This is a genomic window from Paenibacillus sp. 8b26 (assembly GCF_050626875.1).
Classification (GTDB): domain Bacteria; phylum Bacillota; class Bacilli; order Paenibacillales; family Paenibacillaceae; genus Paenibacillus.
Genome location: NZ_CP192445.1, coordinates 3,995,712 through 4,007,500 on the forward strand (window position 1 = coordinate 3,995,712; position 11,789 = coordinate 4,007,500).

Genomic DNA, 11,789 nt, shown 5'->3' on the forward strand with positions numbered 1-11,789 from the left:
CAATTTAAATATGAAATGGGGTTCATTTGGTGAAAGGTATAATTTTAGCAGGAGGTACAGGCTCACGTCTCTACCCACTAACTAAAGTAACAAATAAACACCTTCTTCCTGTCGGTAAATATCCAATGATTTTTCATTCAGTGTACAAACTCAAACAAGCAGACATTCATGATATTTTAATTGTTACAGGTAAAGACCATATGGGAGATGTTGTGAATCTTCTTGGTAGTGGTCGTGAAATGGGGGTAACATTTACTTATAAAGTGCAAGACGAAGCTGGAGGAATTGCTCAAGCTCTCGATCTCGCTGAGCAATTTGTGGGTGACGATCAGGTGGTTGTTATTCTTGGAGACAACGTATTTGAAGATGATATTTCTCCTTTTGTAAACAACTTCCGTAATCAGATTACGGGTGCCAAAATTCTTCTTCAACAGGTGCAAGATCCTCAACGTTTTGGAGTGGCTGAGCTTCTGGAAGAAAGAATCGTATCAATTGAAGAAAAGCCTAAAGAGCCCAAAAGTAATTATGCTGTAACAGGGATTTACATGTTCGATCATCAGGTATTTGAAATCGTAAAAACGCTCAAACCTTCAGCGAGGGGAGAACTCGAGATCACCGACGTGAACAATGCATATATTAATAATGGAACTCTGACATACGATGTCCTTCAAGGTTGGTGGACTGATGCAGGCACTCATCCATCTCTTTCGCGTGCTAACGAGTTGGCTCAGAATATTTATTTCGGAGAAGAATTCGGGAGATTGAAGCTATAAGAAGGGGGCAAAATAAATTGAATACCATTTCTTTAAAGCTAGAAGGTGCCAAAATTATTGAACCAGTGGTTCATGGTGATCACCGCGGTTTTTTTATGGAGAGCTACAATGAAAAGCTAATGAATGATAATCAGTTTGATTATACCTTTATTCAAGATAATCAGTCGTTATCTGTTGAAACAGGTGTGATTCGTGGCTTGCATTACCAGCTTGATCCTAAAGCGCAAACGAAACTCATTCGAGTGATTTCGGGAGCCATCTATGATGTTATTTTGGATATCCGTAAAAGTTCCCCAACATTTGGTCAGTGGGTTGGGGTGATTTTAAGCGAACATAATAGACGTCAATTATTGGTGCCAAAAGGTTTTGCTCACGGTTTCTGTACACTTGTCCCCAATACTCAAGTGCTGTATAAGGTCGACGAATACTATTCACCTGAAAATGATCGTGGAATCCTGTGGAATGATCCTGCACTGGGGATTGATTGGCCAACTTCAAATGCTGTTCTTTCAGAAAAGGATCAGAAGCATCCGACACTGGCCGAAGCAGATATTAATTTTGATTAGAGGGATAATAAGCTTATCTGCTCCCGGCTCCAAAATAATAAGTTATCGTCTATTCTATTTCAAAAGCATATTTTATATGTATTAAAGCACGTTTTAGGAGGTCTTTATGAAACTTCTTGTCACCGGCGGGGCCGGATTTATTGGTAGTAACTTTGTATTGTACATGTTAAAGCAACACCCAGATTACGAAATTGTGAATGTGGATGCGCTCACGTATGCAGGCAATCTGGAAAATTTGAAATCCATCGAAAATCACCCTCAACACACCTTTGTCAAAGCGGACATTACCGATGCAGAAGCGATTGACCAGTTGATTCAGCAGGGGATTGACGTGGTGGTGAACTTTGCGGCTGAGTCGCATGTGGATCGGAGTATTTTGGAACCCGAAGTGTTTGTAAAAACAAACGTATTGGGTACGCAGGTGCTACTGGATGCAGCTAAGAAATATAATGTGACCAAGTTTGTACAGGTATCTACAGACGAAGTGTATGGATCTCTGGGTGAAACAGGCTTATTTACGGAGGAAACGCCACTCCAGCCCAATAGCCCCTACTCTGCGTCCAAGGCAGGCGGCGATTTGTTGGTTCGTGCATATCATGAGACCTTTGGTCTACCAGTGAATATCACACGTTGTTCTAATAACTATGGCCCATATCAGTTCCCGGAAAAGCTGATCCCGCTGATGATCTCACGTGCGTTGAGTGATCAGCAATTACCCGTATACGGGGATGGTTTGAACATCCGCGATTGGTTGTATGTGGAGGATCATTGTAGTGCAATTGATCTGGTTATTCATCAGGGTAAGCTTGGTGAGGTGTACAATATCGGCGGCAATAATGAGCGTACCAATGTACACATCGTTAAAACAGTGTTGGAGGAGCTGGGCAAGCCAGAATCTCTAATTTCGTATGTACAGGATCGTCCAGGACATGACCGTCGTTACGGTATTGACCCAACCAAAACCATGAACGAATTGGGCTGGCAGCCAAAACACTCTTTTGAAACGGGTATTAAAGAAACGATTCGTTGGTACTTGGACAACAAAGAATGGTGGACTCGCATTCAGTCCGGCGAATACCAACAATATTATGCTAAGCAATATGGTTCCCGCTTGGGGGATGCGTAAAGATGAAGGTACTGGTTACTGGAGCATCCGGTCAACTTGGTAAAGACGTAGTAAAGGTTTTCCAGGAGGAAGGACATGATGTCCTTGGATACGATCGGGAGCATCTGGATATAACGAATTTGGAGCAAGCTGTGAAGATCGTAGGACAATATCAACCTGACGCTGTCATCCACTGTGCAGCGTATACGGCGGTGGATGCAGCGGAGGCCGATGTAGACGATGCATATCAAGTAAATGCGGCGGGAACACGTAATATGGCACTCGCTGCGGAAAAAGCAGGGGCTAAGCTGGTTTATATCAGCACGGATTACGTGTTCGATGGAACGGCAGAGCAGGCATACCATGAGTATGATAATACGAATCCACAGAGTATCTACGGGAAATCTAAGCGAGCGGGTGAGGTTTTGACCCAGACACTTTCCTCCAGGTACTTTATTGTTCGTACATCTTGGGTATATGGATTGAACGGAAATAATTTCGTTAAAACGATGCTGAAGCTTGGGCAAGAAAAGCCGCAGCTTCAGGTTGTGAACGATCAGAAAGGTTCACCTACTTATACGGTGGATTTAGCCCGTTTTTTAGCGGAGTTGGTTCAAACCGAAAAGTATGGCGTATATCATGCGTCCAACAGCGGTTCCTGTACATGGTATGAGTTTACGCAAGCTATCTTACAGGATGCGGCGGAAATATTAGGTGCCAAGATCACAGCAAAACTGGAACCATGCAGTACGGAGCAATTTCCTAGACCAGCAGCTCGCCCACGCAATTCCGTGATGGAACATATTGCTATCCGAACAAGTGGACTGAATGATTTGCGTGCTTGGCGTGAAGGACTGCAGGATTTTTTAAAAGAGTCTCTAGCAAATTCGAGCAAGTAAAGGTATACAGTACCTACAGCGATCTCCCATCATGTTATGAATGGGAGATTTTATTATGTAGAGACATATGTCGATCAAGTTCAATGAGTATTAAATGTATAAGACAGGTAACGGGTTAATTACATAGGCATCGATCGGCAGTTTATCTAAGTGGAACAAATTGGAAGTTAGTTAATTCGAAAAGACGTAGATATTCAGATTTTAATCCGTGAATTCCTGGACAGCTACCAAAAGGGCGTATTTTCTCGTATAAAATATATTTGGCAATCTCCATTTTATAGACAGTCACGAATGGACAACTGGATCTATAAGCTGGTTTTCATACTGGGAAAGTTATAGAGGTATGGAAAGAAAAAATATTGAAACTTTTTTCCATATATAAGCGTCAAATAATCAAAGGTACAATGAATGCTAGATAAAAAACCATCGAATGCATGTTCCTTTATGGAAAAATATAGTATAATTGAAGAGTGCAACCGATATAAGCTGGCAAGGGCGGTCGGCTAACTCTCCCGAGGAGGGGGGTGAAGCCTGTGACAGTGTTTGAGGCGCTCAGTTTAATGCTGACGTTCGGGGCGTTAATCGTCACACTGTTAGAGTTTAACAAACGAAAATAGACCGCCCCCGCAAGGAAGGGTCTATTTTCGGCCTGATGTTCCAAATCCGTCCGCTCTTGGAGCGTCGGTTGTACAGGGGGCTGGCTGGCACCAGCCCTTTTTCCATGTATATCTTACCACGATGATTTTTATACCTCAACTGTGTAAGGTTACAAGTTATGTGTTTTTTTGCGCCCCGTGGTCTGCGCGGTATGCTATAATAGTCGATAGTAGAATAGATTACTGAATTTGTCAGGAGCGTTTTAAATATGGATGTAAGCATACTGGTCGTCAACTATAATACATGCCGTTTGACGCTGGATTGTTTGCAGTCGGTGTATGCGTCAGAGACGCAATATCGATATGAAGTGATTGTTATCGACAATCACTCCAGTGATGGGTCTGTGGACGCTATTCGTGCTGCATATCCGGAGATTACGTTGATTGCCAATGAGGATAACACTGGTTTTGCCAAGGCAAACAATCAGGGCATCGAGGTAGCGGACGGGCGTTATGTATTACTACTGAATTCCGATACGTTGGTGCAGCCGGACACGCTGGATACGATGATTCGATTCATGGATACGCATCCGGAGATGGGAGCATCAGGCTGCAAGGTCATTTTGCCGGATGGTTCGCTGGATAAGGCCTGCAAGCGTGGGTTTCCAACGCCGTCTGCCTCCTTTTATTACGCCTTCGGCTGGTCGAAGCGTTACCCGGATAACCCCAAGTACAATCAATACCAGCTCGGGCACTTAAGCCCGGATGATGAGTATCCAGTGGATGTACTGGTGGGTGCTTTTATACTGGTGCGTCGGGAGACGATTGAGCAGGTCGGCGGCTTGGACGAAACATTCTTTATGTATGGTGAGGACATTGACTGGTGTTACCGGATTAAGCAGGCGGGATGGGGCATTTACTACTATCCGCGCACATATATTATTCATATCAAAGGAGGCAGCGCTCGTCGTCGTCCTTTGAAAATTATTTACGAGTTTCATAGAGCCATGTGGGTATTTCACCGCAAGCATTATAAACAGCAGTATAGCTGGATCACGAACATGGCTGTATACGCGGGAATTACGGTGAAATTTGGAATGGCCTTTTTGAAAAATAAGCTCACTGCACCGGCCAAGCCGGACGGCGGCGAACAATCTCGTACCGAGGTGAAAGCATGATACGCAGAAATCAACGTTTTTTAACCCAATTGTATATTGTGGCGGATTTCGCGGTCATTCAGATCTCCTTTTTGATCGCCTGGTTCTTCAAATTCGAAAGTGAATGGATTACCTATCAAGAGCCGCTTCCTATTCAAGTATATGGTGGCTGGAGCTTGATCTACGGTCTGATTGCCGTGGTGCTGGGGATGTTATTCTCCCTCTATTCGCCCAAACGCAAAAAACGGTTTGCAGATGACGTATTTCGCGTCACCCAGATTCATATTGTTGGTCTGTTCGTGCTGTTGAGTGTCATGTTCTTCGTAAAGCAAATTGACATTTCGCGGTCCTATCTGGCGATCTATATGATTGGGAACGTACTGCTTATTTTATTCTATCGATATTTTTTGAAGCAGGTACTTAAAGCTCTCCGCCAAAAAGGCTACAACAAGCAGTTCATGCTCATTCTCGGGGCGGGTACTCTGGGCCAGCGTTTTTATCATAATCTTGGACAGTATCCTGATCTGGGATATGAAGTGGTGGGTTTTCTGGATGATAAGCGCCACTGGGATGAAGAGGAAGAAGAGCATTTCCGCCCAATCCTTGGAGGCTTGGATCAGTTAGAAGCTACGCTGTCGAGCATGATGATTGACGAGGTCATTTTGGCTCTTCCACTGGATGCACATGATAAGTACCCTAAGATTATCAACATGTGTGAAAAGGCTGGGGTGCGCACGCTCATCATTCCTGACTTTTTTGATTACTTACCGTCTCGACCGTATTTTGATAACTTTGCAGGCATGCCAATGATCAATGTACGGGATATTCCGCTGGATGTGGCGGGGAACCGATTGTTTAAGCGTTCGTTCGATATTCTGTTCTCATTGTTCGCTATTATTCTAACTTCTCCGGTTATGCTGGCAGTGGCGATTGGCGTGATGACGACATCGAAAGGCCCAGTCATTTTCAAACAGGAGCGAGTGGGCTTGAACCGGCGTACCTTCATGATGTATAAATTCCGCTCAATGAAGGTGCTGCCACCCGGGACTGACGATACAGGCTGGACGACGGCCAATGATCCCCGGCGTACTCGTTTTGGCACCTTTATTCGTAAAACGAGTCTCGATGAGCTACCCCAGTTTTTCAATGTGTTGCTAGGAGATATGAGCGTCGTCGGCCCCCGCCCGGAACGTCCATATTACGTGGATCAGTTCCGCGAGGAGATTCCAAAGTACATGGTGAAGCACCATGTTCGTCCTGGTATTACAGGCTGGGCACAGAGCAACGGGTTGCGTGGGGATACGTCCATTGAGGAACGGATTAAGCATGATATTTTCTATATTGAGAATTGGTCGCTCTTATTCGATATTAAAATTATTTTCCGCACCATCCGCAACGGTTTCAAGAATGCGTATTAATCCAGATTTGACCCTTCGGTTTAGCCGGAGGGTGTTTTTGTATCTGGAAGTTGTTTTAAGTGTGCGCATGCAGGGTATTGACCTGTACGAAAAGGATGTGACACCCTATGAAACGACTGATTGCGGCGGTAATTCTATTAATGTTGATTGGCACGTTTTTATTGGCTTACAAAGGGCAATCCACGGAGGAGCATACCGGTTTTACCACCCATCGTGTGATTTCGCATGCTATGGGAGCCGTTGATGGTTTAGCCTATACCAATGCGCGTGAAGCGTTTATGAATAATTATAAAAAAGGCAGCCGCGTATTCGAGGTCGACCTGATGTTTACTTCGGACGGGCATTTGGTGGCGCGCCATGAATGGACGGAATCTTTTACAGAGCAAATGCAGCAGGAGCAGGCAGTTGGTAAAGAACAGGGCGGGAAGCCCTGGAGCTACAAACAATTCAAAAACACCCCCATTTACGGCTCCTATACCCCGGTAGACTGGAATGATGTATTGGATCTATTGGAGAAATACCCGGATGCCTATGTCGTGACCGATACAAAAGAACAGGACCCGGCCCAAATAAAACAGTTGTTTGCGCAACTGACCCGTCAGGTACAGGAGAAAAATCCAGAACTTTTATCTCGCATCGCACCGCAAATTTATGACGAGGAAATGCTGCGAACGCTGCGTAGCATTTATCCCTATACCTCCATTATTTATACGCTTTATGCGACAGAAGATACGGATGACCAAATCATCCGATTTGTACAACAAAACGATATAACGGCAGTGACTTTGCCAGAAAACAGGGTTAGTGGTGCTTTAGTGGAAAGTTTGCGGCAGGCGGGGGCAGTGTGTTACGTAAATACAATTAACGATCTAAAAGATGCTGCTGACTACGAACAGATGGGTGTACGCGGATTCTATACGGATGTTTTAACGGAAAAGGAACTCCAAAAACGCAGTTGGCTGTATGCGTTACGGCCCTGAGATATGTGAACAGAGTGTTCCCATCGAATACGAACATTGACACCTTTTAAGCACTGTCATAGACTTAGCATAGAACGCTTTTGGATATTGGAATCCGGTTAGACCGGATCGTGGCAAAAGCACAATGGATGCTGGAGGAATGTGTGTTGGCAGATTCGATTCAATCATGGAGGCATGTATTTAAGCTGGACCCTGACAAGGAACTGGACGATGAGGGACTGGATGCCATATGCATGTCTGGTACGGACGCGATTATGGTAGGAGGTTCATCGGGCATTACCTATGAAAATACGGTGGATTTGCTGTCGCGGGTTCGGCGTTATGAGGTGCCATGTGTGCTTGAGGTGTCCGACCTGGAGGCTGTGGTGCCTGGATTTGATCTGTATATGATCCCGATGGTACTGAATACCACGGACAGTAATTGGATCGTAGGACAGCACCAGCGTGCGATTGAGCAGTTTGGGTATATGATTCCTTGGGATTTACTTGTGACGGAAGGATATATTGTTTTGAACGGTGATTCCACGGTCGCCAAGCTTACAGGGGCGGATACATCGCTTGATGTCTCATCTGCCGCCTCATATGCACAGGTTGCTGACAAGCTCATGCACCTGCCAATTGTATATGTGGAGTATAGCGGTGCCTTTGGCGATATGGAACTGGTACAAAAAATACATCGTAGTACGGAGCGCGCCCGTGTCCTATATGGAGGGGGTATCGTGGATAAATCTACCGCGTTACAAGCGGCTGCCGTTTGTGACACCATTGTAGTAGGGAACATCATTTACTGTGACTTGGCGAAAGCGCTGGAGACGGTAGCTGTGAAGTTGGAAGTATAGAACGTAATTTTATGGAAGCTTGCAGAAAGGAGCATGCACGCATGCAATCAATAGATATACACGAGGCTGTAGCCCGCCTCAATCCGCCTCAGCGTCAAGCAGTGGAGGCGATAGACGGACCGCTGCTGATTATGGCTGGGGCAGGCAGTGGAAAGACCCGAGTGCTTACGCACCGGATTGCCTACCTCATCGCGACCCGCAAGACGGCTCCATGGGGCATTTTGGCGATTACCTTTACAAACAAGGCTGCGCGTGAAATGCAGGATCGCGTATCCAAGCTGATTGGCCCGCAGGGGAGAGATGTGTGGGTATCCACCTTTCACTCCATGTGTGTGCGTATTTTACGTCGGGATATCGAGCGAATCGGATTTACCTCCAATTTCAGCATTCTCGATTCCACGGATCAGTTGTCTGTCATTCGGAACTGCATGAAGGATCTGAACATAGACACCAAAAAATTCGAACCCAAAGCGGTTCAGTCCATGATGAGCACAGCTAAAAATGAATTGGTCACTCCTGAAATGTATGAGCGCAAGATTGGCGACTATTTTGAGGGGGTTGTGGCGAAGGTATATACCAAATACCAACAACGTCTCAAAAATAACAACTCTCTGGATTTTGATGATCTGATTATGGCAACGATTCAACTATTTAAAGAAGTGCCTGAGGTACTGGATTTCTATCAGAAGAAATTCCAATACATTCATGTCGATGAATATCAGGATACGAACCGTGCGCAGTACATGCTGTGTAAAATGCTGGCTGACCAGCATCACCGAATTTGCGTAGTAGGTGACAGTGATCAGTCCATCTATCGTTGGCGTGGGGCGGATATCAGCAACATTTTGAACTTTGAAGAGGACTACCCGGAAGCACGTACCATTTTGCTGGAGCAAAACTATCGGTCAACCTCGAATATTCTGAATGCCGCCAATGAAGTGATTGGGCAAAATACGGGCCGCAAGCCGAAGAAACTATGGACCGACAAAGAAGGCGGGGCCAAGATTAAAGTTTACCGGGCTGACTCCGAGCATGATGAGGGCTATTTTATCGCCTCCGAAATTCATAAAAATATCAATGCAGGCAAAACCTATAGCCATCATGCTATTTTGTACCGTACCAATGCCCAGTCGCGGGTGGTCGAGGAAATTTTGATCAAATCGGATATTCCATACCAGATCGTTGGCGGCATCAAGTTCTATGATCGCAAAGAGATTAAGGACTTGCTGGCGTACCTTCGTCTGCTCTCCAATCCTGATGACGATATCAGCTTGATCCGAATCATTAATGTGCCAAAACGGAGTATCGGGGATACAACGGTCGGTAAATTGCAAGCAGCCGCGGCGGAGCGTGGAGTTTCTATTTTCCGCGTGTTGCAAGTGGTAGATGATTTGGGCTTTGCCGGACGTACGCGCAATGCGCTTGTCGAGTTTTACGATATGATCGAAGGCTTGAGTCGGATGGTGGACTATCTCTCGGTTACCGAGTTAACGGAAAAAATGTTGGAAACCAGCCAATATCGACTGGAGCTGCAAAACGAGAATACGCTTGAATCACGCTCACGTCTGGAGAACATTGATGAGTTCCTGTCGGTAACGATGGAATTTGAAAAAGGAGCGGAGGACAAGTCACTCGTCTCCTTCCTGACCGATCTTGCTCTTATCGCGGATATTGATTCCATGAATGACGATGAAGAGGAACAAAGCGATGCGGTTGTATTGATGACCATGCATAGCGCAAAAGGACTGGAGTTCCCAATCGTATTTATTGTCGGTATGGAGGAGGGGGTATTCCCTCACAGCCGGGCCTTTTTGGATAATGAAGAGCTGGAGGAAGAGCGCAGGTTGGCGTATGTCGGGATTACCCGTGCAGAGGAGCAACTGTTTCTTACATGCGCACAGATGCGCACGCTGTTTGGCCGTACCACCGCTAATCCGCCTTCCCGCTTTCTTGAAGAGATTCCGGAAGAGCTCAAAGAGGATACAATTATCAAGCGTGACCGCTACCGCCGCTCAGGCAATGTAGGCGGCTCTTATGGCGGACGTGGACTGGGTAATACCAACGGTAGTAACTTTGGCGGAGAACGTTCCTTTGATACGATGAGCCGCAGTGGTTCGTCCGCTTCTGCGTCGCCCCGCGTAACCGTTACAACATCTTCATCCGCGAAACCAACTCCGGTTGCTTCGGCAGGAGGTCCCTCCATTTTTGCTGCCGGAGACAAGGTGCAGCATGGCAAATGGGGAATTGGAACCATTGTAGCTGTAAAAGGTACAGGCAATGATATGGAGCTTCAGATCGCTTTCCCGGCTCCAGTAGGGGTTAAACGCCTGCTGGCTGGCTTTGCACCGATTACAAAAGTAGAATAAATCTCAAACATCATTAAATCTCGAACCTCACAGCGGCAGCTTGGCTTAGGCCTCTGCCCTGATGAAGTTCCCGGAGGGATACGCCTGCATGAACCCAATGCACAGGATGGAGCAGCTTGTTGCTGAGCTGAACACATATAACTATCATTACTACACACTGGATGAGCCCAAGATCAGCGACAAAGAATATGATGTGCTTTATGACGAGCTGGTAGCGCTTGAACAGACGAGCGGTCTTGTGCTGCCGGATTCGCCGACACAGCGTGTGGGTGGGGAGTTACTCAAAGGCTTCACACCGCATCGCCACCTCGCCCCATTATGGAGCTTGGATAAAGCACAGAATGTGGAGCAGCTTCGTGCCTGGAACGCGCGTGTCGTGAAGCTGGTCAACGATTACAACACCAAGAATCCGGAGCAGCCTTTACCGCCTCAAGGATATGCGATAGAGCTTAAATTTGATGGACTGACGCTGAACCTGACTTATACCGACGGGAAGCTGGTGCAGGCCTCTACACGCGGCAATGGCGTGGTGGGCGAGGGAATACTGGCACAGGTGAAGACAATTAAATCCGTGCCGCTTACGATTCCTTTTCAGGATGGGACCATTGAAGTACAGGGAGAAGGCATTATGAATCTGTCTGTGCTGGCGAAATATAATGAGACCGCTGTGGACCCTCTTAAAAATGCACGCAACGCCGCAGCTGGCGCCCTGCGAAATTTGAATCCCAAAGCGACAGCAGAGCGACGATTGAATGCATTTTTCTACAATGTGGGGTACGCGGACCGCATCCAGTTTAGCAGCCACCAGGAGATGATGACATTCCTGCGTGACAATCATTTTAAGGTGAATCCGTATTTGACTTACTTTGACGATTTTGATAGTGCTATGGAACAACTGGCTGATATCGAAGAGTCTCGTGCCGGACTGGATTATCTCATTGACGGGGCGGTACTCAAAATTACGGATATGCGCACACGTGAGGTTCTCGGCTATACCGATAAATTTCCGCGATGGGCAGTGGCGTATAAGTTCGAGGCGGAGGAAACGACCACGGTACTTAACTCTGTTGAGTGGAATGTAGGTCGTACG

General features: G+C 46.3%; 11 protein-coding genes (1 of these 11 only partly in view). All 11 read left to right on the forward strand.

The window, feature by feature from the left end:
* Positions 1-29: 29 nt before the first annotated feature.
* Complete coding sequence (locus ACQ4MX_RS18350) at positions 30-773, forward strand: sugar phosphate nucleotidyltransferase (protein WP_431086528.1); 744 nt, start codon at positions 30-32, stop codon at positions 771-773.
* Between the two features lie 17 nt (positions 774-790).
* Positions 791-1,339, forward strand: coding sequence for a dTDP-4-dehydrorhamnose 3,5-epimerase (rfbC, locus tag ACQ4MX_RS18355; RefSeq protein ID WP_431086530.1), 549 nt, complete (start codon positions 791-793; stop codon positions 1,337-1,339).
* Between the two features lie 106 nt (positions 1,340-1,445).
* A complete protein-coding gene (rfbB, locus tag ACQ4MX_RS18360) occupies positions 1,446-2,465 on the forward strand; it encodes a dTDP-glucose 4,6-dehydratase (protein WP_431086532.1) in 1,020 nt (339 codons plus the stop codon).
* Positions 2,466-2,467: 2 nt separating this feature from the next.
* Positions 2,468-3,343, forward strand: a complete 876-nt coding sequence (gene rfbD / locus ACQ4MX_RS18365; protein WP_431086535.1) for a dTDP-4-dehydrorhamnose reductase — start codon at positions 2,468-2,470, stop codon at positions 3,341-3,343.
* 539 nt (positions 3,344-3,882) lie between these two features.
* The gene (locus ACQ4MX_RS18370; protein WP_354005523.1) at positions 3,883-3,960 is read left to right on the forward strand and encodes a putative holin-like toxin; all 78 of its coding nucleotides are present in this window, start codon (positions 3,883-3,885) and stop codon (positions 3,958-3,960) included.
* A gap of 248 nt (positions 3,961-4,208) precedes the next feature.
* Positions 4,209-5,117: a glycosyltransferase family 2 protein gene (locus ACQ4MX_RS18375; protein WP_431086538.1), complete on the forward strand. Its 909-nt coding sequence runs from the start codon at positions 4,209-4,211 to the stop codon at positions 5,115-5,117.
* Positions 5,114-6,514 carry an undecaprenyl-phosphate glucose phosphotransferase gene (locus ACQ4MX_RS18380; protein ID WP_431086540.1) on the forward strand — a complete coding sequence of 467 codons (1,401 nt, stop codon included), beginning with the start codon at positions 5,114-5,116 and terminating at the stop codon, positions 6,512-6,514. The genes ACQ4MX_RS18375 and ACQ4MX_RS18380 overlap by 4 nt, the downstream gene beginning before the upstream one ends.
* Before the next feature lie 107 nt (positions 6,515-6,621).
* A complete protein-coding gene (locus ACQ4MX_RS18385; RefSeq protein WP_431086542.1) occupies positions 6,622-7,494 on the forward strand; it encodes a phosphatidylinositol-specific phospholipase C/glycerophosphodiester phosphodiesterase family protein in 873 nt (290 codons plus the stop codon).
* Positions 7,495-7,622: 128 nt separating this feature from the next.
* Entirely contained in the window at positions 7,623-8,333 is a 711-nt protein-coding gene (locus tag ACQ4MX_RS18390) for a heptaprenylglyceryl phosphate synthase (protein ID WP_431091365.1), read from the forward strand.
* A 41-nt stretch (positions 8,334-8,374) separates the two neighbouring features.
* Positions 8,375-10,699 (forward strand): DNA helicase PcrA, encoded by a 2,325-nt coding sequence (gene pcrA, locus ACQ4MX_RS18395; RefSeq protein ID WP_431086545.1) that lies wholly within the window; start codon positions 8,375-8,377, stop codon positions 10,697-10,699.
* A gap of 88 nt (positions 10,700-10,787) precedes the next feature.
* A protein-coding gene (ligA, locus tag ACQ4MX_RS18400; RefSeq protein WP_431086547.1) for an NAD-dependent DNA ligase LigA crosses the window boundary here: on the forward strand, positions 10,788-11,789 show its 5' end (the start). Its footprint extends 1,014 nt past the window's final position; the window shows 1,002 of its 2,016 coding nt (coding positions 1-1,002); its start codon is at positions 10,788-10,790; its stop codon lies off the right edge, out of view.

Coding starts and splice junctions, on each gene's coding strand:
- ACQ4MX_RS18375 (WP_431086538.1), top strand. CDS start 4,209: ATGGATGTAAGCATACTGGTCGTCAACTATAATACATGCCGTTTGACG.
- rfbD (WP_431086535.1), top strand. CDS start 2,468: ATGAAGGTACTGGTTACTGGAGCATCCGGTCAACTTGGTAAAGACGTA.
- ACQ4MX_RS18385 (WP_431086542.1), top strand. CDS start 6,622: ATGAAACGACTGATTGCGGCGGTAATTCTATTAATGTTGATTGGCACG.
- pcrA (WP_431086545.1), top strand. CDS start 8,375: ATGCAATCAATAGATATACACGAGGCTGTAGCCCGCCTCAATCCGCCT.
- ACQ4MX_RS18390 (WP_431091365.1), top strand. CDS start 7,623: ATGCTGGAGGAATGTGTGTTGGCAGATTCGATTCAATCATGGAGGCAT.
- ACQ4MX_RS18380 (WP_431086540.1), top strand. CDS start 5,114: ATGATACGCAGAAATCAACGTTTTTTAACCCAATTGTATATTGTGGCG.
- rfbB (WP_431086532.1), top strand. CDS start 1,446: ATGAAACTTCTTGTCACCGGCGGGGCCGGATTTATTGGTAGTAACTTT.